Raw genomic sequence first — 24,388 nt, 5'->3', positions numbered from 1 at the left:
AAGCGGGCGTTTTGTTATGTCCGGATCCATGGTGATATATGAACTTTCCTTAAGTTTCAAATGTTGCATAAGAATAGGGTGGAAGGAGAATAGTACTAACAGATTCCTATAGAGGATGATTGCGATGTGGCCTAAAATAGTCTCTTATATTCCGGACTGGACAATTTTTATGCAGGCGGCGATTACGCTGCTCTTTCCCGTAGGGATTTTTTATCTTTACAGGCATTTGTATTTTTATGTTGGAAGCGGACGCTCTAAGGAAACAGAGGCCAAATCACAGGATGCGGAACTGAAGAAGAATGACAATCGGGAAGTAAATCCGCAGCCTCCTGTGTCTACTGCTTTTACTCAGGACTATGATGCCGATCTGACAGCGATAAAAACGGCATTGGGGGAGAACAGTGATGTACATTTTCGTGAATTCTCAGTTAAAGGTATTCAGGCACGTGCCGCATTAGTCTATGTAGAGGGGATGCAGCACGAAGAACTGATCAATCAGCAGGTGCTGCAGAATTTGATGTTTGCCGGCGAAACGCAAGCTTCAGAAGGAATATACAACTACTTGAAACAGAATATGCTCCCGCTAGCTCAGCTCAGTGAAGCCAAGGATTTAGACCAGCTGCAGGAGTTTGTCCTATTCGGATACACTGCGCTGATTGTCGAAGGCATGTGTGAGATGTTGCTGGTGGGTTCTCCGCATGGAGCAGTGCGCTCGATTACTGAGCCGACCTCAGAGGCTTTGCTGCGGGGGCCTCGGATTGGCTTTACCGAGGTGCTCAGTGAGAATACCTCTATGCTGCGGCGCCAAGGGCTTAATAAGAATCTGGAAATGAAAATGGTTGAAGTAGGCAGCGAAATCAAGAAGAACCTGGTTATCGCTTATATGAAAAACATTGTAAATCCTGATCTGCTCCAGGAAGTGAAGGAACGTATCTCCAAAATTGATATGGACTTTATTCTGGAATCCGGCTATGTGGAACAGTTGATCGAGGATGATTATTTAAGCCCGTTTCAGCAGACACAGAATACGGAAAGACCCGATCGGGTAATTGCTTCCTTGTTAGAGGGAAGAGTCGCTATTTTGCTGGATGGCACACCGTTTGCACTCGTTGTTCCAGTGACGTTCAGTATGCTTTTGCAGTCTCCTGAGGATTATTATGAGCGCTGGATTCCGGGTACACTTTTGCGGATACTCCGGTTTTGCGCATCATTTCTGGCTCTGTTGGCTCCGGCGCTGTATATTTCCTTTATCTCCTTTCATCCGGGACTGATTCCTACACAACTGGCGATCTCCATTATCGAAACACGCCAAGGTGTACCCTTTCCTGCATTAATTGAAGTGTTGATTCTGGAAATTTCCATTGAAATCTTGCGTGAAGCTGGAATCCGGCTGCCGAAGCCCATAGGTCCGGCAATGGGGATTGTCGGAGGTCTGATCATTGGAGATGCCGCGGTACAGGCTGGTATTGTGAGTCCGTTTCTGGTAATTGTTGTAGCCGTGACAGCGATCTCTTCGTTTTCCATACCGATGTACAGTGCGGGGATTACTCTCCGGATCTTACGATTCGCAGGCATGTTATTTGCGGCGGTCCTGGGCATGTTCGGAACCATCCTTTTCTTCCTGCTTATTTGCAGTCATCTGACTCGGCTTTCAAGCTTTGGAGTTCCTTACGTCACTCCTATTTCCCCTTTCCGGTTAAGTGACTGGAAGGATTTGTTCGTCCGTGCACCGTTATCAATCATGAAGCGAAGACCGGAGATGCTGAAGACCCAGAAGAAAAAGCGCAGGTCCTAGAGAATGTATTCTTAGCAGGAGCAGAGGGGAGACCACAGTGTTCAAACGAACTGATGACAAGATCACAACCTCGCAGGCTTCCATAATCTTGACCAATTCAATGCTAGGTGCGGGAATTTTGACTTTGCCCAGAAATGTTGTTAAGGCTGTACAGACTCCCGATGCCTGGATTTCAGTAGTGCTGGGAGGTATCACCGTATCTTTGGTGATATTGGTTATGGTGAAGCTTAGCCAGCAATTTCCAGGGAAGACTGTCTTTCAGTATTCTAAAAGAATTGTTGGGAATATTCCAGGCAGTGTAATGAGTACAATATTGATTCTGTACTTTATTGTGATAGCGGGTTTCGAAATCCGCGTTTTGGCGGAAGTAACATTGTTTTTTCTTCTGGAAGGGACACCGATCTGGGCGATTGTGATGCCGTTCATCTGGGTGGGCACTTATTTGGTGTATGGTGGGATTAATTCCATGGCCCGCGTGTTTCAGATTGTATTTCCGATCAGTATTTTTATCCTGATAATTTGTTATATCTTAAGTACCAGAATATTTGATATCCAGCATTTGCGTCCTTTTCTGAGTGAAGGTATGATCCCGGTGATCCGAGGCATGAAGTCGAGCATCCTGATCTTTACCGGTTGTGAGGTTGTGATGACAATGACGGCCTTTATGGAGCATCCACAGCAAGCAGTCAAGGGAATGTTGGTTGGTTTAAGCATACCATTTGTATTATATTTGGTTACTGTTGTAATGGTTATCGGCGGCTTATCTATTAATTCTGTAATCTCCAGCACCTGGCCGACGATAGATTTGGTGCGGAGCTTTGAAATTTCAGGGTTCTTTTTTGAACGATTTGAATTTCCGTTGCTGGTTATCTGGCTGATGCAGATGTTCTGCAATTTTTGCAGCTTTTTCTTTAATGCGTCACTCGGAATCTCCCAGGTGTTTCACCTAAAGATCCATCCGGTTATGTTCGCTTTAATGCCCATCATCTTCATCTGCACGATGATCCCTCAACGCATCAATGATGTCTTCAGTCTTGGTGATGCGATTGGCTATATGGGTGTGCTGATCTTTATATTGCTGCCACTGTTATTGTCGATTGTATTAATCATTAGGAAGAAAGGACTCAAGCAGAATGTTTAGACAGCAGGTTATTCGCTTACTATTGGTATTTATGATTCTGCTTACGCAGTCCGGCTGCTGGAGCAGTAAGGAAATTGAAGACTTGAGTGTTTATACGGGATTGGCGCTTGACAAGGGGGAACCTCAAACAGTCGAAAAGAAATTTGAGGAACTCGGAGGAAGTTACCTTAAGCATAATAAATTGACGGCTACGGTACAAATTGTGCCTGAAAATGTAATTGGAAACTCCGGCAAAGAAGGTGAAACACCCAAAACTCATTTCCATAATATTTCAGAGTCTGGAGATTCCCTGCTTGAAGTATTCCGCCAGATTTCGATCCGCAAGAACCGTCCGATTATAGGCCATCACCTCAAGGTTGTTGTCATATCCGAGAAATTGATACAAGAGGAGAAAATCCGACGGCTAATGGACTTTCTGTTGCGTGATAACGATATTCGCCCTAGCTGCCTCATCTTTCTTAGCCAAGGACGTGCGTCTGATACGCTAAACACGACAGCAGAGGAGGTTCCTTCTTTTCGTCTGGAGGACATGGTCCATAACCACTTCAGGACTAGTAAAGTTATGAAGGGCATAACATTGTCGAATCTAGATGCATTGATGTATTCGAAGCAAAGCTTTGTTTTGCAGAACGTTATTGAGGCAAATGGTGAGGTGGAGTTTTCCGGTGCCGGTATTATCAAGGGAGACACAGGATATTGGATCGGCAATCTGAACCAACAGGATGTGGAGAGTATTGCCTGGATCAAAGGCGATGTTAAAGGCGGGAGCATCAAAACATATGATCAGTCAAACGAAGCAATTACTTATGAGATTAAATCAGTCAAGAGCAAGATTACACTGAAGGAGACTGCTGATGAGAAGTTTTCCTTTCATGTTGCGATTGAGTCTGATGGACGTCTTATTGAGCATTGGGATGATAATGAGCATTCCGCGGAAGTTGCCTATTTCAAAGAATTGGAGAAGATATTCGAGGAGAGATTGACCGAAAAAATTAATGCTCTTATTCACAAAATGCATTCCACCTATAAAGTAGATGTGGCAGGGTTCGGAAATTGGTTCAGCATAGAAAAACCGCAGGTTTGGAAAAAGGTCAAGGATCATTGGGACGAGGAATTTATTCGGATGCCATTAACCTTTGATGTAAAGCTTAAAATCACCGATTTTGGTTCCACGACTGAATGAAGGGTTCACTTGATAGCGTGTTAACTCGAAAAGGATCTCAGCAGCCGATGATGGCTATTGAGATCCTTTTCGTGGTTAGTAAGTAGAAGCTGCAAAAACAAACACAACGACGAATAATATAATAATTGCGTACATCAGCGTGCCCACAATTCCACATACCAGGCCTGCAATCGCTAGGCCTTTGCCTTGTTCATAACGATTACGGATTTCCTTCAGCGATAAGGCGGATAGAATAATCGCAATAATTCCTAACAGAAAACCAATATAAGGCACAACAATGGAGAGGATTCCCAAGACAAAACCAGCGATTGATTTGCCATTCGTTGGTGCCGGAGGGGGTGGAGGCTGATAATAGTTCAAATTGTCGTTTGGTGGATAGCTCATTAAAATCACCTCCAATAGAAATTGTTATTGAATGTAGTTAATCCAGTGCTCTAGCTGCACACAAGGGACAAGTCCAATAGATTCAGCTAGACGAATGGACGCTTGATTTCTTTCAAGGACGTGATAGCGTGGAATAAAGCCTCGTTCTAACGTTTCTTGTATGGCTGTGCGAACTACCATTTTCGCGTATCCGTATCTTTGAAATGCTTCTAAAGTATGTACAGCGCCGATTTCCCAAATCTGCTCTTCATTGCGGAACGCTAGGCAGGTACTAACCGGATTGTCGCCCTGAAAGATTGAAACGGAAAACGCTCCTTTTTGGAAATATTCCTCAATTTCTTCCTTATTGTAATGGTTAGCAGCCCAAAGTGGAAGTAGTCTGTCGTCAAATGAATGATTGATTGTTACCTCTTTGTCCTTAACATACCTTAACCCCTCAGTTGTGCTGTAAGAGAAAAACCCCCGAACTTTTTCTAAAGAAAAATGCGCAGACAGTGCCTCTTGGTACTTCACATCCTGCAGTTTAAAAACAAGCTTCGCCTCTGTGGGGAGCAGCGTTAGTAATGCTGGAAATATATCGGGGCAGCTGTAATCCAAAAATACGATGTAATCCGCTTGAGGATATACCCTATGATCATATGCGTATGCTGTGGCTGGAAGAAGTAAAACAACACCCCACTGCTCACCTTGCTCTACTAGATGTGTTTTCATGACTTCGTGGAAGGAGGTTAACATTTTTAACAAGCTAACATTCTTTAAGGGGTTCTTTTGTAGTTTGTTTATGATTTGTTCGTTCTGGTGCACACCCATCCACTCCTAGCTCAGATTTATATATTTTACTATAAATTGTACTTATGCAGATATTTATATTTTTGCTTTTACTAATCATTAATCTATTGAAAAAAGAAGGTTGACAGTGACTGATATAATATATTAGGGAAAATAAAGCTCGCTGTTTGAAGCAGCATACGTGAACGGAGGCACATAATTTCATGACACAATCTATCACAGGCGCTGCTGTTCGTGTAGGAGAAGGTCTATCTAAGCAATTCATCCTAATTCTAGCCATTGCATCAGGACTAAGCGTGGCAAATATGTATTATAATCAGCCGCTCCTAGCTGAGATAGGACGCACCTTTAATGCTTCCTCTAACTCAGTGGGATATGTATCGATGCTTACTCAAATCGGCTACGCGCTGGGAATGTTATTTTTTGTTCCACTAGGTGACATTCGTGAACGCAGAACACTGATATCCGGACTTCTTATTGCTGTATCACTGTCCCTAATTGGTTTCGCTACCGCACAAAACCTCACTTGGATGTATATCGCGAGCTTTGCTATCGGCATAACTACGGTGGTGCCGCAGGTCATCATTCCTCTCTCGGCTGAGTTAGCTTTACCGGAGGAACGGGGGAAGGTTATAGGTACAGTAATGAGTGGATTGTTTTTTGGTATTCTGCTAGCAAGAACAATATCCGGAATTATAGGGGATATGTTCGGCTGGAGGGCGATGTACTGGATTGCCGCAGTAGTCATGTTATTGCTATCCCTTATTCTTTATCGGCTAATCCCGGCAACGAAACCAGACAATAATTCTTCGTACTCCGATCTGCTGAAATCAATGGGGCAACTGATTCTCAGATATTCGACGCTTCGTGAGTCATCTTTAATTGGGGCTTGCATGTTTGGCGGCTTCAGTGTGTTCTGGACTTCTCTAGCTTTCTTTCTGGAAGGAGAACCTTATCACTACAGTAGCTCAATCACAGGATTGTTTGGTCTTATTGGTGTAGCAGGTGCTGCTGGTGCTCCATTTATCGGGAGGTTAGCAGACAGAATTGCTCCCAAAAAGATTGTAGGAATCCTACTGTTAATTACATTGATTGCTTACGGATTTTTTGGTTTAGCCGGATTTACAATCTGGAGTTTGATTGCAGGAGTTATTATTCTGGATCTTGGGGTACAGGGATCACAGGTCAGTAACCAAACACGGATATATGCACTTGAACCAGCGGCTCGAAGTCGTATAAATACTGTTTTTATGGTCAGCACTTTTACAGGTGGAGCGATTGGATCCACGCTGGGAAGTTTTGCATGGCAGCATTGGGGCTGGAGTGGCGTCTGCTTAATGGGGGGAACGCTTGTTGTAGCCGCTCTATGTATATGGATAGTCTATAGAGTGATCGAGAAAGAGGATATACCGGAGATTAGCTAGAAACGTATTATATTACCTTTTATTATACCCGGGAGGTGTTTGATCATCGCTGAGAAGACGAAAGTTATAGAGGTTGTCCCGTATAACCCAGAGTGGAAGGCAGAATTCAATAGATTAAAAGAACAGCTCTTATCTTATGTCGGAGATCTTATTATTTCTATCGAGCATGTGGGCAGTACTTCCATTGAAGGGCTGGCTGCTAAACCTATCATCGACCTAGATCTTGTGATGGAAAGCTACGATGTACTCCCACAAATCATCGAACGTTTACAACAGCGTGGTTATGAACACCAAGGGAACTTGGGAATAGAGGGCAGAGAAGCTTTTCAAAGACTTCAGGATGACGGGTTTATGAAATATCATCTGTATGTTTGCCCTAAGGATGGAAAAGGCTACTTGGAGCATATCGCTTTCAGAGACTATCTGCGATCGAATACAGCGGCGCGTCAAGCGTATGCAGAGGTCAAACAGCGCCTGGCAGAACAACATCGTTATGACATTGATGCTTATTGTGAAGGAAAGACAACGTTTGTTACCTCTATTTTATCTAAAGCCATGAAAGAAACGTAAGAAAGATCAATCATTTGCCCGTTCGAAGATGATTTCGAAATTCACTTGGAGACATGCCGCTCCACTTACGAAACTGCTTGGAGAAGTATAACGCGTCATTGAAACCGACCGAGGAAGAGATCTGGTCGATGGTCAGCGTTCCTCCTAGCAGTTTTTTTGCGTTATCCATACGAACCTTTAATAAATATTGTTTGGGAGACATGCCGATCTTTTGTTTAAAGACTTTAGAGAGATGCGCTCTATGATAGCCTAGAGACGATGCCATATGGTCGATACTGATCTGTTGATGAAACTGCAGAGAAATCCAACGGATCGCTTGATCGATCTGGCGGTCGATAACATCCGGTAATTCTATCGATTGAGAGGAAAGCGAACTTATGTTCGCAACACCGAATTTGTGCACTAGCAGCCGCAGCCAACCCGAAGCTTCTAAGCTCTCCAGTCGAGGATAAGCAGATTGCTGAAAGGATAAACGAATATGTTCATATATTTTATGTATCTCTATTAGGTTATCTAAGTGGATTATTGGCTTGTCCCTTGTAATTCCCACTTCGTGTAGTAGCTGTTCAACCGCTTCCCCTTGTAAGGCCACCCATACATATGTCCACGGACGATCCATGTCTGCCTGATAGCTAAATAACGCACCCGGAAAAATTACAAAGGTATCCCCCTTACTACATCCCTGTGAATTACTGCCACTTTGAAAAACACCTTTACCATCAATTACTGTATGAATGAGATAGTAATCATGAACAGAGGGGCCCATTTTATGGCCAGGAACAGGCTTGCCTTCTCCGCTGAATAATACAGATAGGTCATGATCATCGGGAGCCAGATTAAACCCTGCTGTAAAATGATAATGCTCTGAAGCCATTCACTTAGGACCTCCCCAAGATTGCTTTTATAATACATTTAGAGTATAGGATTGAATATACAAATGCAACAAACGTCCATATTTCTCTTGTATTTCTCCATACTCATTGGGACCGCTCTCATTTATAGTGATTAGTGAAGAGAGCAGACGGTTATGATCTAACATCCTAGTGTTTATAAGGGAATTATAGTTTACTCTACTCCATAAAACTGCGATGTTAACACCGTTCACCTCACCTATAAGGAGGAATATTTCATATGTCTAAAATTACATTTATCGGAGCGGGTAGCACCGTATTCGCCAAAAACGTGTTGGGAGATTGTATGAGAACGCCAGCCCTGCAAGGGTTTGAACTTGCCCTGTATGATATTGATCTGCAACGCCTTAAAGATTCCGAGAATATGCTTAATAATATAAAAGAGAGCAGCGGCAGCACTTGTGTTGTGAAATCCTATACGGATCGTAAAGAAGCTTTGCGTGGAGCTAAATATGTCATTAATGCAATCCAAGTGGGAGGTTACGATCCTTGCACCATCACAGATTTTGAAATTCCGAAGAAATATGGCTTGCGGCAAACGATTGCGGACACAGTTGGCATAGGTGGGATATTCCGTAACCTGCGTACTATTCCAGTGATGCTGGACTTTGCTGCGGATGTACGGGAGGTTTGTCCGGACGCACTCTTTATGAACTATACGAATCCTATGGCAGTTCTGACCAATGTGATGAATACCTATGGCGGTGTAAAGACGGTGGGATTATGTCATAGTGTGCAGCATTGTATTCCGGGCTTGTTCGAGCATCTGGGTATGGATCAGACAGGTGTTCAGGCTAAGATCGCTGGGATTAACCATATGGCTTGGTTATTGGAGGTTACTAAAGACGGCGAGGATTTGTATCCGGAAATTAAACGCCGTGCAGCTGAGAAGCAAAAAGAACATCACGGAGACATGGTCCGTTATGAAATGATGCTTAAATTCGGTTACTACATTACGGAATCTTCGGAACATAACGCAGAGTATCATCCTTATTTTATCAAACGTAATTACCCTGAGCTTATCGAACGGTTTCAAATTCCACTCGACGAGTATCCACGCCGCTGTGTAGATCAAATTGAACGTTGGCAACAAATGCGGGAAGAATTGGTTAATAACAAAGAACTTAAACATGAACGTTCGCATGAATATGCGTCTTATATCATGGAAGCCATCGAAACTAATGTGCCTTTCAAAATAGGTGGCAATGTTATGAACACAGGTCTTATCACCAATTTGCCAAATGAAGCATGTGTAGAGGTCCCTTGTTTAGTAGATAGAAGCGGAGTAACTCCGACCTACGTGGGAGATCTGCCTCCACAGTGCGCCGCACTGAATCGTACAAACATTAATACACAATTGTTAACGATCGAAGCAGCGATTACCCATAAGAAAGAGCATATCTATCACGCCGCAATGCTCGATCCACATACAGCAGCTGAATTGTCGATGGATGACATTACAAATATGTGCGACGAGCTGATCACAGCCCATGGAGACTGGCTCCCGGCGTATAAATAAATTAACTAGTTAGGACTAAGGAAGCCTGAGAAATCAGGCTTTTTTTGAATATATTTCTACGAGAAACGATTGTTATCTTTAAAAAAAGACAACGTCGTTTCTTCTTGCTTATATGTCTAGGACAACTGGGGTATATCGGAATACACATATATGGATTATCTAAATGTGGAGGTGATCCTTTATGATCGTTGAAAGCTATACCTTAGCATCGTCCACAGCTTTTGCTACCCCTTATTATGTGATTAGAGGTGAGCTTCCTGGTCCTGTCTTTATGGTGGTGTCGGGGATACATGGGAATGAGACAGGAAGTATTCGTGCCGCACAGATCATTGTAGAACGTTTTAACCAGAGAAGGTTGTATATACACCGGGGCACGATCATTGTAGTTCCTCTATTGAATCAAAAAGCTTACCGCAAACGGATCAGAGGTGTACCTGATTTAAATCGCACCTTTTCACGTTTCAGCAAAACAGCGGCAAAACATCCATTAGCTTCAGCTTTGCTACAGCTAGTACTAAGATATCGTCCCACCTGGTTTCTGGACCTTCATGAAGCAAATGGGTTGTCACAAAAAAATCCGAAGCGACTTGGCCAGTCGATCATCGTCACTCCGGGAAGCCGAGGAATAGGTACAGCAAAACGTGTCATCAAAGGCATTAATCGAACGATTCCCAAAACCGCTTATCATTTTAATATCCGTTTACGGGAGCGCCCCGGCTCCTCAAGGGCAGCCGTTACCCGTATATTAGGAGCTAAAGCATTTACTGTGGAAACCTGCTGGAGCCTTGATCGTGACCTACGGATTCGCTATCAGATAGATATTGTTAGCCGTTTTTTAAAAAGTGCTGGATTATTGTGATGAAGAAAATATCTGATAACTATGTAAGCTGGTTCTTAGATCCTAGGAATCAGCTTTTTTGCCGATACAAGAAAGGTAATTGACAACATTGAGTATAGTGTATATATTACATATATACAATGATAACACATAAACTAGGAGTGAGGGCACAATTCCATGAACATATTGATATCCAACACTTCCGGTGAACCCATCTATGCACAGATTGTCAGCCAGATCCGCCAGATGATTCTGCAAGGAGAGTTAGTGTCTGGCACCCCATTACCTTCTATCCGGCTATTAGCCAAAGAGCTGCAGATTAGCGTAATTACAACGAAACGAGCCTATGAAGAACTGGAGAGAGAAGGGCTTATCAATTCAATTGTGGGGAAAGGTTCCTTTGTTTCTGGTGCAGATCAGGAGTTTATTCGGGAACAACGGCTACGGATTATGGAGAACAAAATGAAGGGGATTATCGACGAGAGTAAAATGCTGGGGATTGATTTTGCTGAGTTTAGTGAGATGTTGAAATTGCTTTATGAGGAGGAGACAGAATGAAAGAAGTCATTCAATTGGACCAAATTTCTAAAAAATATGGCCATTTTAGCCTATGCGAACTTACGTTCGGAATCAAAGAAGGGTATATCACGGGGCTAATTGGACCGAATGGGGCAGGGAAAACAACATTAATTAAAATGATGATGGGGATGGTGTTTCCTGATCACGGCAGCGTCAAGATTTTTGATCAAGAGATGTCTATCCATGAAGCAGAGAATAAGGATCGGATTGGCTATGTCTCCGATGAGAATTACTTTTACGATCAATTAACCATCGATCAGATGAGTAAGATTATTGCTCCTTTTTATAGTCGTTGGGATCAAGAAACGTATAGGAAATACATAGAGATGTTCAAGCTTTCCCCGCGGAAAAAGATTAAGGAGCTCTCCAAAGGAATGAAAATGAAGTATTCGCTCGCTATTGCCTTATCACATGGTGCAGATCTGCTCATTATGGATGAACCTACTGCAGGACTTGATCCTATATTCCGAAGAGAGTTGCTTGATTTGCTTAGTGAGCATATCCAGGATGAGAAGAAGTCTATTCTTTTTTCAACGCATAATACGACTGATTTGGACCGGATCGCAGACTATATTGTTTTTGTGAATGAAGGGCGCCTAGTATTTAATGAAATGAAAGAATCTCTAGCCAACAAATACATGCTGGTAAAAGGCAATAAAGAGTTGCTTGATCGGGATGTACGAAAATGGTTCATCGGGCTTAGAGAGACGGAAGTTGGTTTCGAGGGTCTTCTGAACAATCGCTCTGAGGGGGAACACTTCTTTAGGGGTCATGCCATATGCGAAACACCTACTCTGGAAGAAATCATGTATTTTACGGTAAAGGGAAACACTTTGTATGTTTAATCTCTTTTTGCTGATTCGAAAAGACTTTATTCTCCTGCGGAATTTTATCCCTATATTTCTCTTGAGTATCTTGTTTATCGCATATGTTCAACTGGATAACTCCAGCATGTTTGCTACATTTCAATCTTTACTGTTGCTCGTATACTCCTGTTCTATGGATGCACAGAATAACAACACAAAGTTTGTTATAGGGTTGCCAGTAAGACGGCAAGAGATTATCTTGGCTAAATACTTATCACTTGTTCCTTATTGTTTCATCGGTTTGGTTTGCACTTTAGCTTTGTTACTAATTTCCTTTTCATTTGGATATTCCATTAGCCCGTTTTATTGGATAGGGGTATCTTTAACATTACTGATGATTCCTTTGACTGCGTCTATTTATCTGCCGATTCATTATTGGCTTGGTTCCAAAAACTATTACTTCAATATCCTTTTTAATGTAGTAATAACGATTACCACCCTAAACACTGGATCTTCACTCTCAAATTCATCCTTTTTCTTAACAATTACCCATTTAAAGCTGCAGGATCATCTGGTGCCGATTGGTTTGACAGGGATTGTTTATCTATTCATATTGTACTGCTCTTATAGGATTTCACTACGATTGTTTAGCAAGGAAGAGTTATAAGCTAAGGAGGACGTAAAGTGTATAAATCATTTTTTTTAATTCAAAAAGACTTCATTCTTTTGCGTAAATTTCTGATGCTGCTAATCCCTTTCTTTATTTTCATAGCATACTCAAACTATCATAGCTTCAGTTTATTTACGGTAATGCCACCTATGCTGTTATTGATAAGCTCCTGTTCAATGGATACTCAGCAGATGACGCAACGGTTTCTCGTTAATCTCCCTGTACGGAGACAAGAGCTTGTCCGTGCCAAATATTTTTCGATCCTTCCGTTTGCTCTTGTCGGGCTGGCAGCAACGGCCTTTACCTATCTCCTGATTGTTGTGACAGGTAAAGCCGTAACCCCTCATTTTTGGCAAGAGGTTGGTATTACGATATCCATTTTCCCTCTCCTTGCGATGCTTTATTTACCGATTCATTACTGGTTAGGGGCAAAGGGGGCACAAGTGGTTAATCTTGTATTTATGATGATTGTTATGTTTGGCCCGAACGTGTTTAGCTTTTTGATCCAGTGGATACCTGATGTGAACAGATGGCTAAGTTTTGGAGTGAAAGGTACGGTCATTCCCTTTATAATCCTAGGGCTGGCTTATATATTCTTGCTTAGCTGTTCATATATCATTTCTCTGCGGATTTTTGTGCGGAAAGATCTTTAATTCGAAGGATTTGAGATTTTGAATGAATTCATATACCATTGTCACTACAAAGATAAATAGTAGGGGAAGGGTATACAACCAATGCCTAAAATGATTTATAGCTTTCGTACAAAAATGATTATGCTGCTGATGGCCAGTATGCTTGTATCCGGTGGAATTACCTTTTCAATCTATAAAATTCTGCAGAGATATTATCGATCAGAGGTCTTATTAGAAAATCCATTGACTAAAGTTCGCTACTTGATGCGGGATATCGGTGATGTTAATGCGTTTTTGATTATCTTCATTCCTTTGGCCATCTTATTCTTTTTTATATTTACTAAACCATATGCAAATTATTTCAAGGAAATCTCGAAAGGGATCCATCAGCTGGCGTCGGGTGATTTCTCGGAGCGGGTGGATATCCCTTCTAAAGATGAATTCGGCCTTATTGGCCATGATATCAATCTGGCTATTGATCATCTTCAGGAAGCTATTGAGCGGGGAGACTTTGCGGAGAGCAGTAAAGATCAACTTGTGTTAAATCTGGCACATGATCTGCGTACTCCACTTACCTCAGTTATAGGTTATTTGGATTTTATCCTTAAGGACAATGAATTAACGCCAGAACAGACCAGACATTACACAACGATTGCTTATACTAAATCTCAACGTTTGGAAAAATTAATTGATGAGCTATTTGAAATTACAAGAATGAACTACGGTAAGCTTACGCTTGAGAAAACCTCGATCGACCTTAGTGAGCTTCTTTTACAATTAAATGAAGAGTTATATCCCGTTTTTGAGAAAAATGGTCTTACTTCCCGCTTGGATGTAACCCAACCTCTGAAGATAGAGGGTGACGGTGAGCTGCTGGCACGTGTATTTGAGAATCTTCTCACTAACGCAGCGCGATACGGAAGCGACGGTCAATTTATTGATATTCATGGGTATTTAGAAGAAAACGAAGTCGTTATTGAGATTATTAACTATGGAGATTGTATTGATCCGGAAGAGCTGCCGCGTATTTTTGATATGTTCTACACCGGGGATCGAGCGCGAACGCATCCCACAGGGAGTACGGGACTGGGCTTATTTATCACTAAAAACATTGTGGAACAACATGCTGGAACAGTTTCTGCACAAAGCAGTGTAGTGCGGACGATGTTTGAAGTGCGGCTTCCACAAAATAATTGAGAACGAAGTCAAGTGTTGACTGGGCAGGAGTAAAAAAACAAGATCTACGTGATCTTGTGGTTTTACTCCTTTTTTAATGGTTTGGTCAGCAGACAGGATGAACGTTACCGGACATTTATTTGAAATTTTTAATAAATCGTGATATTATTAGCTTGCTAAGTAATTTGTATGGCAGTACGGAGGAAATATCTGTGATAGAAGATGAGATAAGGGAACTACTGGATAGAATATCAGCGGAAATGCGTAGAGATTATGCAGAGCTGCTTAGAGAACTTAATCTTCATGTGGGTCAAGAACAGTTATTATGCCGGTTATGGAGAACAGATGGAATGACACAGATACAGCTAAGTGAACGCTTGAATTGTGAGCCTCCAACCATAACGAATATGGTGAAATCTCTTGAAAATCATGGGTTTGTTGTTCGAAAAAGAGATCCTGAAGATGGCAGAGTTAGCCGAGTGTATCTAACCCCAGCCGGACGTAATCTCTGCGAACCTGTGGAACAGATCTGGAACAAACAGCTGAATAAATTACTAGCCGGAATTATACCTGAAGAACGTTTATTATTAAGAAGACTTATGAAACAAATGGCTGATAATTTAGCTTGAATCTGGAACTAATCGCCATAACCGTTAGTAAGCTAATTAAAACTAAGAAAAGAGGAACATAGATGATTACAAGTTTGACTCGCATCAATGAATTAGCTAAGAAAGAACGTGAAGTAGGTCTGACACAAGGCGAATGGGTTGAACAGATCGCTTTGCGTGAAGACTACCTGCGTGAAATTCGTGGACAAGTTCGTAATAGTCTTTCTGGAGTGACAATTTTAGATCCGGATGGAAACGATGTAACCCCTGAGAAGCTTCGTGCAGCGCGTAAATAATCAATGAACTAATAAGTGGAAACTACACCTTTAGATAACGTTAGATTAGCCTATGGTTAATCGACGGATAACTAAAGGTGTTTTTTTGTTATTCCAATCTTAACAGAAGCTTAAATCGTTATCATTAGGGGCTGTTGAAAGTTAAGAATCAATTAAACTTGCGTTACACAGGATCTAAGACTGGATTGATAGAATGGAATAGACAAAAGATAAGGGATAACAAGAAGGGGTGCAGAAGTTGGAGAAACTAAAAGAAACATCAAGGAAGGAAATGAAAGTATGAAGAAAACATTATTAATTTTACTTAAAGTAATAGTCGCTATAGTCCTCCTCCTAGCACTTTTTCTGGTCATCGTTTTTACAGTCAATGTGATCAGCAATAAAGTGGAGAAAGGAAAAATAGAACCCTATGGTCAGCTTGTACCTGTCGACGGGAAAAAGATGAATGTAACCATACAAGGGCAAGGCAAGGAAACGGTCGTGTTACTCCCAGGGTTTGGAACCGCATCACCCGTAATTGATTTCAAACCACTTGTAGATGAACTGACTCCTTTCTATAAAGTTGTAGTAGTTGAGCCGTTTGGTTATGGACTAAGTGATGTCACCACAAAAGAACGAACGGTCGACAATATAGTGAGTGAGCTTCATGAAGCTTTACAAGAATTAAAGATAGATCGTTATATTCTGATGGGACACTCTATAGCAGGAATTTACGGACTGGACTATGTGAACAAATACGAAAACGAAGTTAGTGCATTCGTAGGCATCGACAGCAGCGTACCCACACAAGGGGGCAACGATGAAGAATTTCCATCAGGAACCTATAAGCTGCTTAAAAAATCAGGATTTATGCGATTGCTGGTAAAACTCAACCCGGCCCAAATCGTTCCACCAAGTGATGATGAGGAAACTAAAGAACAAAATAGAATGATTTCACTTAAAAACATGATGAATCCTAATATCATCAGCGAAGCAGAGCATTTTAAAAGCAATTTCAAAGCCACGGAAACATTAAATTTCCCTAAAGATCTTCCTGTTATTTTCTTCCTAGTGAAAGACAATACGGATGTTCCAGGCTGGGAATCCCTGCATAAAGAACAGATTAAAGACTCCTTACACGGGAAATTGATGTTGCTTGATGGGGAGCATTATTTGCACCATACCCGATCTAAAGACATTGTCGAGAACTTTAGAAGCTTTCTGGGAGAGATAAAGTAAAAATGAATGAGAAAAGCCTGCTAATACAGGCTTTTCTTTTTTTATATTTTCAAATAAGTGAATCCTTTAGAAAAAAATGATAAATTTATCAAAGCAATTATGGGCACTCTATATCCTAATCTTTATAATAGGAAGGACTGCCAGAGTATGTGCGGAATAGCAGGAATATTAAAATATAATGGACAGCCACCACATGAAGAAACCTTAAAACAAATGACAGGGGTTATGAATCACCGAGGTCCCAATCATGAGGGAGTATGGCTCGATTCTCGCATTGGACTTGGTTTTCGCAGATTGTCTGTAATTGATTTACGTGATGGCAATCAACCGATGACGAATGAAGATCGTACTCTTTGGATTATTTTTAATGGTGAAATCTATAATTATAAAACACTACGAGATCAACTTAAGCTAAAGGGACATCACTTTCAGACGCAATCAGATACAGAGGTCATTGTGCATTTATTTGAGGAATACGGCAAGGACTGTGTCCATCATTTACGTGGAATGTTTAGTTTTGCGATTTGGGATCTTAAGGAACAATCTCTTTTTGCTGCTAGAGATCATTTCGGGATCAAGCCTTTTTATTATTACAAAGACGAAAATAATCTTTTATTTGCTTCGGAAATTAAAAGCATACTTGCAGTGCAAGGGGTACCCAGAAAGCTTCAGTATCAAAGTTTATTCAGCTACTTAACTTTTCAGTATGTCCCGCATCCTGATACGATGTTTGAACACATTCATAAATTAGGACCTGCAGAGCGAGTATTTGTTAACTCGGAAGGTGAAATGAAGATCGAGAAATATTGGGAACCCCATTTTCAACCGGTAGTACGATCTTTAGCAGACTACGCAGAAGAAATTCAGTGGAAATTGAAAGAGTCTGTAAACCTTCATTTACAAAGTGATGTGAATAGAGGATGTTTTTTGTCCAGTGGAATTGACTCTACAGCTATAGCTGCAATGATGAGAACAGAAGAATCCACCAAAACCTTTTCAATTGGATTTGAAGGGTTGAACAATGAAACAATCATTGCAAATCAAACAGCAGCCAAACTGGGGACAGATCATTATTTTCACATCTTATCGCAAAAAGACTTTTTTGAAAGTATCCCGAAAACGGTCTGGCATCTAGATGAACCTGTAGCGGATCCTTCTGCCATTGCACTCTATCATCTAAACCAGCTTGCCAAAGAACATGTTACGGTTGTCTTATCAGGGGAAGGTGCTGACGAATTATTCGGAGGATACAGAATCTATAGAGAGCCAAATGCTTTAAGACCGATAACCTGGATGCCTAACTTTATAAAGGATTCGTTACGAAAATCATTATCCGTATATCCCTATCATTTTTATGGAAAAAATTATTTGCTTCGGGGTCTGACACCTTTAGAAGAACGTTTTTTCGGTAATGCGAACATCTTCAACAAAACCGGTAAGATGAATTTGCTCCACGAATCGGTACACGCTCAGCATAGCTTTTTACATCCCGCGGATATCGTTAAGCCTTTTTATGATAAGACAGCTCACCTAGACCCTACGACAAGAATGCAGTTTATTGATATGAATTTTTGGTTACCTGGAGATATTTTATCAAAAGCAGATAAGCTATCCATGGCACATTCATTAGAATTAAGAGTCCCATTTTTAGATAAAGAGGTTTTCGAAACGGCTAGTAAAATACCTGTATCCAATCGGATTGGGCAAAAAACAACAAAACTTGCTTTGCGTAAAGCTATGGAAGGAATCGTTCCGGAAGCTATTGTGAATCGCCCGAAACTAGGATTTCCCGTACCCATTCGTGATTGGCTCAAAACTCCAACTTCAGATATAATGTTCGAACAAATACGATATAGTGGCATTGAAGAAATATTCAATATGAATATCATCGAAGAGATGTTTACCCAGCATCGGAGTAATAAAGGCGACTATTCGCGTAGAATATGGCTAATTTACATTTTTTCAGTATGGTACACTCTTTTTATAAAAGAAGATCTGAAGCAATTAAATAGTGCCGTATTGTAATGGGGGAGTGATTCGTTGAATATTGAGGAATATGCATGGAATAAACATGAACAGCAATTAAGAGAAACTAACATGTTTACTTATACTAGTCCAAAGATAAAGATTATAGATAACCATGAATTAAGAAATTGGCTTGAAGAAACGCTTGAAGAGCTGCCGCAGAAGTTTCTGGCCAAATGGGCTTTGAAAGTAGCAGTTGAGCACCTGGATCATCTGGACCAGCAGCTTGTAAATGACCCGCGGATTGATTTAGGTATAAAAACGCTAGAAAAGCGTATAACTGGTGAGATTAGAGCCTTTGATTTAAGAAAAGTTGGATTCATAGTCAATGAATTGGCCAAAGAGTCCACAACCGAGGTTAGTAAGTATGCTGCCCGTTCTTTTGCACAAGCCATTGCAACTGGACATATGAGAGGACATGCTATGGTTTGCAGTGACTATGCAGTTAAACTAGTGAATTACATATCAGAACATTCTTCAGTTGCAGAGGCAGCTACTAAAGAACGGGAAAGACAATTAAGGATAGCTGAAGAGTTGCTTTGAAATTAAAGCTTTAAAGATGAACATGTATGAGGATGATTCTAAAAGTTAAATACTGGTAATAATTAACTTTTTATAATCGAGAGTTATTTAATCTAATGCAACAATAAAAACATTATCAGCACTTAAAGTTTTATGCGACACTCTGATGAGCTTTAAAGCTTAATAATCGTTTAAGATAAATCGATTACTAAATAAGAATCAATTGCTTATGAAAGGGCAGCTATTTTGAACAGGTTTGAACATTGATTAGATAATCATTAATAGACAGTAAATAGGCAATAATTTGGATCAAATTGGTTGGTTCCTTTAATTTATATACTACTTCCTCACAAAACCCGTATTTTGTACATATGTCACTAAGATGCATTCTACTTAGACTATACATAGATCTATATGGATTGTGTCACAATCTAGGGGTTTATATTATTTGATCTATTTATCACTTCCTCTTTCGAGTTCCGAGCAATAACCACATCATTAATTAGAGCCTTGCGATTTCGACTGGCCATATCAATTGCTCAGAGTTTCATCAACCACTTATAGGACGACACACAAATGCATTCAAAAAAACCGTTGAGCTGATTCAACGGTTTTTTTGAAATTCCTACAAGGCATCACATCCAAGTTAAACATTGAGCGATAATCACCCTTTGTTTATATGCGCTAATAACCGGTAGCGAAGCCAGATAATCTTCTTCGCTTATTGCACACAGTATGTACTAATTTCTTCTTTTTTGAAAAGATTAGATAATAAAGAACTTTGCTGCGTTCTATAGATATCCCCAAAAGTCCCGACAACAATTGTAAGTCTCTTTTGAAGAGTACTATTATTATTTAACTAATCACCGGAAAACGAATCATAACTGTCGTACCACACCCTACCCCGCTGCTAATGTGGACAGTACCTTGATGTTGATCGACGATCCAACGTGCGATCGATAGCCCTAGACCTGCTCCATGATCCCCTCTACTTCTAGAGGAATCTCCCTTATAAAAGCGATTAAATACGAGTGGTAATTCATGTTCCGAAATACCCACTCCGTTATCCTTGACGGTTACAAGAACTGATTTTCCCTGCCTCACTCAAGATCGATTTGCCCATCCGCCTGCGTAAATTTAATGGCATTGTCCAACAAAATCATGAACAACTGCTTTTTCCATTTTATATATCACCTATCAATTGATATTGATTATCAATATCATGATTCATGAGGTAAGTATATCATCATTAAGTGACATTGGGGACGGGGGCCGAATAAATGTATAGAATCCTTATCTAGGATGCTTTCATGAACGGTCATCGTTGCATCAACCCCACCTTTAAACACAGATATCGTAAAAATGAACGTTTCAGCGGGCTTCCGCTTCGAGAAATTTAGAAGAACATCGAATCGGCAATCACAAGTTCTTGCCCTGAACAAAAGACAAGAACTTGTTCCAATAAAAAAACCGCGCCCAGCGCGGATTCCAGTGAGACTATGTTCTTGTCCTCTGACCGAGTAATCGATTCTACAATCTCAGCAGAAGATATAGTTTACAGCTAAATATCACGAAGCAGTGAAGTATTAAGCTCCGCTCTCCCCAAGTAGCCGCTGCAGATAACGGGGCGGTTAATGATTTCATACATTTTTTTAAGATCGGAAATGTACTCTTGGCTCCAAGTTTCAAACGAATCGAATTCCGCCATAGATATTTGATGGTACTCCGGGGAGTCGGTTACCCCCGTTAGGACCTCATATGCATAAATATTGTCACCAAACTTTCCTGCAGATTGGTATCTACCTGTTTTCAGGCGGATATAATCGGTATATCTCACGGTCTTCCCTCATCCTTTCATTGATTTCATCATGTCTATTTTCTTAATCTTGTATAAATCTAACTCCGCAGCAACTCGTCCCGCGCTTCCGTCAGTGCGAACCCCAGCAGATTTCTACCCCGCCATTTCACGGGATTCTCCGCATCTGGATTGGACTGGCCCATGCCGATCCCCCAAATACGGTCCCGCGGGCTAGCCTCCACAAGGATGCGGTTCTTCGTCGAGTTAAGATAATCGTTAAGCTTCGGACTCTGCGAAAATTTGGCCAAGCTGGCTCTTTTGACGATACCGTAACATTCCTTATCCCAAATATCTTTGTCAAAGTTTTGGACCGCACGTCCAAAAGCCTTCATCTCTTTTGGGTGCTTAGCTTTAAGGATGGACTCCAGCATTTCGTCATCGCCGAACAACCTTGCCTTTTCGGCCATCATAAACTGCTCGGCGCAGGAGTACTGCGTTCCCTCTACCGTGAACGGGCACATCCACCATTGGCTGAAGCAGCTTTTATCGACGCTCCCGTCCTTAGGCGGTGTATGTCCCCAAAAAAATACGAATTTGAACTTTTTTCCTTCGTTATATACTTTTCTTAACTCATCGATATTGTAAATCATCGTTAACCCTCCAAATTTCTTCGATATAAGCGGGATGGCCTATGCCCCGCATTTTCGGTATAATGATCGGTCTCCACTACAAGATCTGCAACTTTACGCCGGAAGGCCGCCTTCAACAGCTCTTTATCCATAATTACCTCATACACCTGCTGCAGTTCCGTCAAGGTAAAAAGCATCGGCATCAAGTGCAGTGCAATATCGGTATAATTTACTTTTCCCCGTAACCGATCAATCGCGCATGCTATGATCTTCGCATGGTCGAAGGCCAATCCGTCATTCGATACGATCTCATAATCCGTGCCAGTCGATGTAGTCTTCGCTGTCATAGTCCTTGCCACGACCGCCGAAAGTTCTTCTTCTTCACTGCTTAGTTTGAGTTCGTACTCCAGCGTCTTGATGTATCCGTCCTCAATCAGCTCTTTTTGCTCCCGCAGCGGCCGATAGGATACCTTGAACCAGGCGGCGTCTGCTGCATCATCTCCTGCCTTAAGCTCCAACTTGTCGCTGTTGATCAGAGCCATATAGCTGCAGCTGATCACCCAGGTTCGTGGGTCGCGCCCGATATCACTGAACGTATACAGCTGTTCCAGATAAATGTCTTCCACGCCGGTTTCCTCGCATAGTTCCCTTACTGCTGCCTGCTCAGTCGTCTCATTCGGCCGGACAAAACCGCCAGGCAGAGCCCATTTGCCCAAGAAGGGGTGAGCCCCCCGGCGAATAAGGAGGACGCGTAGCTCTTTTTCCGGCAGTTTGCGATAACTGTCAGCATCCTCTTCCGTCACAGTGAAAATAACCATATCCGTTGTCACTGAAGGCCGCTCGTAATCCTCTGCTCTGTATTGCTCCAAAAATTCGCGTTCTATAAGTCCATCCTTATCCAACAAATCCAAGTGGGTACGCCTCCTTTATATTTGATTTAACCGTTCAGCTCTCCGAAATAGTTGCCGTAGGGCTCGAACTTTGCCAACACTTCATCAACCTTGCGAATACGTTCCTCCAGGCTCCCCCGCAGCGTAATATAGGGGATCCGCCGCTCCTTCAAATCCGCGATAATCTGTTTATGAAACACATGCCGCTTCTGATCCCCACTGCGGTCCCAAGTATCGTCGTAAGGAATATCGTCAGCGCATAGGAAGAACAGATCATAACGTTGCGCGTTCTCAAGAGCGATCCGGGTTAACAGCTCTGGGGCCCGGCCGTGGTAATCCAGGGCGAACATATACGTCGTGATCGCATTGGTATCGACGAACAGAACCCGGTTCGCCTCAAGTATTGCCTGTTCTTCGCGCTCGATATGACCCACCGCGATTTCATCGAACGCTTCCAAGCCGATTCGGCGGTCCACCTGATGTTCGGTCCAATAATCGCGTCCGTATTCGTTCGCGAACGTCGTGCAATATCGCCGTGCCAGCGCTTCGGTGATCGTCGACTTCCCCGTCGACATCGCTCCAACGAACACCACTTTCGTGATCAAATCCCGGTACACGATATCACTTACGAACTCCCTGTACTTATATGGATTGGAACGGACCATCGTCGCTGAGATCGGAACCCGCTCTCGGGCTTCATCCACCCGCCGGTCTATTGCACCCAAAGAGAGACTCATATGTTTGCCGTAGAACTCGCTCGAGTAAAAATGCGTTACTTGCTCTCCGTTCAGCAAACCGAGTATATACTGTTCTTCCCGAATCTCATGCTCCCTGTCATCCGAATACCCGTCCGGACCGTCCCAAGCCTCGATTACCCGGACTTCCGGATAGAGCCTGCGAATCCAATTTGCCCGGACATGAAGCGGGATCGGGGTGACCGTCGTTTCGTAAATGACCAAGATCAATTCATCGACTTCTTGTAGCGCCGTCTCGATCATGAACTGATGGCCTTTATGCAGCGGGGCAAACTTCCCCAGTGTTAGTCCAAGCGTTTTCATGCCGCCACCTCCTTAGCCCCTTTATTCCAAATATAGTACCCGTATACTGCGTTGACCAGATACGCGCTCCACATCACGATCATCATCAGGCCTTCTCCGCTACCCTCCAGCATACGAATCACCCACAATAGCACCGTAAAGAGATTTAGCACGATATAGACCAGCCATTGTTCCTTGAATCTTCTAACCATTAAGAAGGCCGCCCCAACAGACAGCACCGTCGTAGTAGCATCGATGTAAGGCGAGTTCTGTCCCGGAATGAACGAAAGACCAAATCCGAGGAGCAAGCAGCCGATTACACAGACCATCCCAACGAGGAGCAGTCTTCTAAGATCCATCTGCCTCATGGTCAGCCTACCGTCTTCTTGCCGATTACTTTTCCACATGTAGAAGCCAATGACATTCATTGGAACGAAGAATAGCAGATTGAGCATAACCTCTCCAAACAAACCGTTAATATAGGCCAAATAAGCGTAACCGACTGTATTGTACATGCCGAAAACATAGCTCATCAGGTTGCCCTTCGCCGCAAGCACCACGCATAACACCCCAGTAATAAAAACCGTAAATCCGAATAAAGAGTCCTTTGTTATCACCGTAAACCCGACAGCGATTGAGGTAAACAGTACCAACCACGTAATTTCGAACAGATTCCAGCTACCCGCCACCTTTTTCATCTTGCATCCCTCCGCTTTTTCGACTCATTCATAGAGTGAAAAACATAAGTTTTACTTAGTATCATTTTGTTAATAACATATTGTTACTATCAAAAATAACAGAAAATCCTGCGAAGGGCAAGTAAATTCTTCCTATTTCTACAGACAGGTACTTATTCATTTGTAATGGTTCGTTATAGGATCAAGCATAAGCCCTTTGCTCTAGGGATAATTGAACTCCTCGCCAGTAAGGTATGCGTTTGGAAGTCCA

At 42.1% G+C, this 24,388-nt stretch carries 26 protein-coding genes; 17 read left to right on the top strand and 9 right to left on the bottom strand.

Going from position 1 to position 24,388, the window contains the following annotated elements:
* Positions 1-124 precede the first annotated feature (124 nt).
* From NSQ66_RS16025 to NSQ66_RS16015, 3 genes are read left to right on the top strand one after another with little or no spacing between them, the layout of a single operon-like run.
* On the top strand, positions 125-1,795 hold the full coding sequence (locus NSQ66_RS16025; protein ID WP_036677387.1) for a spore germination protein: 1,671 nt from the start codon (positions 125-127) through the stop codon (positions 1,793-1,795).
* Positions 1,796-1,832: 37 nt separating this feature from the next.
* Complete coding sequence (locus NSQ66_RS16020) at positions 1,833-2,936, top strand: GerAB/ArcD/ProY family transporter (protein WP_036676920.1); 1,104 nt, start codon at positions 1,833-1,835, stop codon at positions 2,934-2,936.
* Positions 2,929-4,119 carry a Ger(x)C family spore germination protein gene (locus tag NSQ66_RS16015; RefSeq protein ID WP_036676923.1) on the top strand — a complete coding sequence of 397 codons (1,191 nt, stop codon included), beginning with the start codon at positions 2,929-2,931 and terminating at the stop codon, positions 4,117-4,119. The genes NSQ66_RS16020 and NSQ66_RS16015 overlap by 8 nt, the downstream gene beginning before the upstream one ends.
* 75 nt (positions 4,120-4,194) lie before the next feature.
* Here NSQ66_RS16015 and NSQ66_RS16010 read toward each other — a convergent pair whose 3' ends face one another.
* Together NSQ66_RS16010 and NSQ66_RS16005 are read right to left on the bottom strand one after the other, a co-directional pair.
* Positions 4,195-4,503 (bottom strand): DUF4190 domain-containing protein, encoded by a 309-nt coding sequence (locus NSQ66_RS16010; protein ID WP_036676925.1) that lies wholly within the window; start codon positions 4,501-4,503, stop codon positions 4,195-4,197.
* A 24-nt stretch (positions 4,504-4,527) separates the two neighbouring features.
* A complete protein-coding gene (locus tag NSQ66_RS16005; RefSeq protein WP_170914196.1) occupies positions 4,528-5,214 on the bottom strand; it encodes a GNAT family N-acetyltransferase in 687 nt (228 codons plus the stop codon).
* A gap of 281 nt (positions 5,215-5,495) precedes the next feature.
* Here NSQ66_RS16005 and NSQ66_RS16000 point away from each other — a divergent pair, with 281 nt between their 5' ends.
* The gene (locus tag NSQ66_RS16000; protein WP_076099100.1) at positions 5,496-6,716 is read left to right on the top strand and encodes an MFS transporter; all 1,221 of its coding nucleotides are present in this window, start codon (positions 5,496-5,498) and stop codon (positions 6,714-6,716) included.
* A gap of 39 nt (positions 6,717-6,755) precedes the next feature.
* Positions 6,756-7,286 (top strand): GrpB family protein, encoded by a 531-nt coding sequence (locus NSQ66_RS15995; RefSeq protein ID WP_235219390.1) that lies wholly within the window; start codon positions 6,756-6,758, stop codon positions 7,284-7,286.
* Positions 7,287-7,296: 10 nt separating this feature from the next.
* Here NSQ66_RS15995 and NSQ66_RS15990 read toward each other — a convergent pair whose 3' ends face one another.
* Positions 7,297-8,160: an AraC family transcriptional regulator gene (locus NSQ66_RS15990; protein WP_076099101.1), complete on the bottom strand. Its 864-nt coding sequence runs from the start codon at positions 8,158-8,160 to the stop codon at positions 7,297-7,299.
* A 257-nt stretch (positions 8,161-8,417) separates the two neighbouring features.
* On the opposite strand from NSQ66_RS15990, the gene NSQ66_RS15985 reads away from it, so the two are divergent.
* The 12 genes from NSQ66_RS15985 (at position 8,418) to NSQ66_RS15930 (ending at position 19,107) form a co-directional block, all read left to right on the top strand.
* The gene (locus tag NSQ66_RS15985; RefSeq protein ID WP_036676934.1) at positions 8,418-9,716 is read left to right on the top strand and encodes an alpha-glucosidase/alpha-galactosidase; all 1,299 of its coding nucleotides are present in this window, start codon (positions 8,418-8,420) and stop codon (positions 9,714-9,716) included.
* A 181-nt stretch (positions 9,717-9,897) separates the two neighbouring features.
* On the top strand, positions 9,898-10,575 hold the full coding sequence (locus tag NSQ66_RS15980; RefSeq protein ID WP_076141283.1) for a succinylglutamate desuccinylase/aspartoacylase family protein: 678 nt from the start codon (positions 9,898-9,900) through the stop codon (positions 10,573-10,575).
* Between the two features lie 156 nt (positions 10,576-10,731).
* Entirely contained in the window at positions 10,732-11,112 is a 381-nt protein-coding gene (locus tag NSQ66_RS15975; protein WP_076141282.1) for a GntR family transcriptional regulator, read from the top strand.
* Complete coding sequence (locus tag NSQ66_RS15970; protein ID WP_076141281.1) at positions 11,109-11,978, top strand: ABC transporter ATP-binding protein; 870 nt, start codon at positions 11,109-11,111, stop codon at positions 11,976-11,978. The genes NSQ66_RS15975 and NSQ66_RS15970 overlap by 4 nt, the downstream gene beginning before the upstream one ends.
* A complete protein-coding gene (locus tag NSQ66_RS15965) occupies positions 11,971-12,606 on the top strand; it encodes an ABC-2 transporter permease (protein ID WP_076141280.1) in 636 nt (211 codons plus the stop codon). The genes NSQ66_RS15970 and NSQ66_RS15965 overlap by 8 nt, the downstream gene beginning before the upstream one ends.
* Before the next feature lie 17 nt (positions 12,607-12,623).
* Positions 12,624-13,262, top strand: a complete 639-nt coding sequence (locus NSQ66_RS15960) for an ABC-2 transporter permease (RefSeq protein ID WP_036676948.1) — start codon at positions 12,624-12,626, stop codon at positions 13,260-13,262.
* An 81-nt stretch (positions 13,263-13,343) separates the two neighbouring features.
* Positions 13,344-14,438: a HAMP domain-containing sensor histidine kinase gene (locus NSQ66_RS15955; protein ID WP_036676951.1), complete on the top strand. Its 1,095-nt coding sequence runs from the start codon at positions 13,344-13,346 to the stop codon at positions 14,436-14,438.
* A 191-nt stretch (positions 14,439-14,629) separates the two neighbouring features.
* Complete coding sequence (locus NSQ66_RS15950) at positions 14,630-15,046, top strand: MarR family transcriptional regulator (protein ID WP_249267694.1); 417 nt, start codon at positions 14,630-14,632, stop codon at positions 15,044-15,046.
* A gap of 62 nt (positions 15,047-15,108) precedes the next feature.
* Positions 15,109-15,321, top strand: a complete 213-nt coding sequence (locus NSQ66_RS15945; protein ID WP_036676956.1) for a DUF896 domain-containing protein — start codon at positions 15,109-15,111, stop codon at positions 15,319-15,321.
* A gap of 279 nt (positions 15,322-15,600) precedes the next feature.
* Entirely contained in the window at positions 15,601-16,539 is a 939-nt protein-coding gene (locus tag NSQ66_RS15940) for an alpha/beta hydrolase (RefSeq protein WP_076141279.1), read from the top strand.
* Between the two features lie 147 nt (positions 16,540-16,686).
* Positions 16,687-18,564 (top strand): asparagine synthase (glutamine-hydrolyzing), encoded by a 1,878-nt coding sequence (gene asnB, locus NSQ66_RS15935; protein WP_076141278.1) that lies wholly within the window; start codon positions 16,687-16,689, stop codon positions 18,562-18,564.
* A 15-nt stretch (positions 18,565-18,579) separates the two neighbouring features.
* Complete coding sequence (locus tag NSQ66_RS15930) at positions 18,580-19,107, top strand: putative immunity protein (protein ID WP_076141277.1); 528 nt, start codon at positions 18,580-18,582, stop codon at positions 19,105-19,107.
* 834 nt (positions 19,108-19,941) lie between these two features.
* Here the strand turns inward: NSQ66_RS15930 and NSQ66_RS15925 are convergent.
* The 6 genes from NSQ66_RS15925 to pnuC all read right to left on the bottom strand — a co-directional run bounded on the left by NSQ66_RS15925 (position 19,942) and on the right by pnuC (position 24,138).
* Positions 19,942-20,190, bottom strand: coding sequence for a HAMP domain-containing sensor histidine kinase (locus NSQ66_RS15925; protein WP_076143606.1), 249 nt, complete (start codon positions 20,188-20,190; stop codon positions 19,942-19,944).
* Between the two features lie 457 nt (positions 20,191-20,647).
* Positions 20,648-20,923, bottom strand: coding sequence for a hypothetical protein (locus tag NSQ66_RS15920; protein ID WP_076141275.1), 276 nt, complete (start codon positions 20,921-20,923; stop codon positions 20,648-20,650).
* 59 nt (positions 20,924-20,982) lie between these two features.
* A complete protein-coding gene (locus NSQ66_RS15915) occupies positions 20,983-21,534 on the bottom strand; it encodes an NADAR family protein (protein WP_076141274.1) in 552 nt (183 codons plus the stop codon).
* Positions 21,535-21,536: 2 nt separating this feature from the next.
* On the bottom strand, positions 21,537-22,424 hold the full coding sequence (locus NSQ66_RS15910; protein ID WP_076141273.1) for an NUDIX domain-containing protein: 888 nt from the start codon (positions 22,422-22,424) through the stop codon (positions 21,537-21,539).
* Between the two features lie 26 nt (positions 22,425-22,450).
* Positions 22,451-23,461 (bottom strand): AAA family ATPase, encoded by a 1,011-nt coding sequence (locus NSQ66_RS15905; protein WP_036677020.1) that lies wholly within the window; start codon positions 23,459-23,461, stop codon positions 22,451-22,453.
* Positions 23,458-24,138, bottom strand: coding sequence for a nicotinamide riboside transporter PnuC (gene pnuC, locus NSQ66_RS15900; protein WP_036677023.1), 681 nt, complete (start codon positions 24,136-24,138; stop codon positions 23,458-23,460). The genes NSQ66_RS15905 and pnuC overlap by 4 nt, the downstream gene beginning before the upstream one ends.
* Positions 24,139-24,388: the final 250 nt, after the last annotated feature.

Source organism: Paenibacillus sp. FSL H3-0329, from assembly GCF_037963285.1.
Taxonomy (GTDB): Bacteria; Bacillota; Bacilli; order Paenibacillales; family Paenibacillaceae; genus Paenibacillus_AQ; species Paenibacillus_AQ odorifer.
Note: the sequence above shows the minus strand (reverse complement) of the source record. Positions and strands in the feature narration are given on the sequence as shown.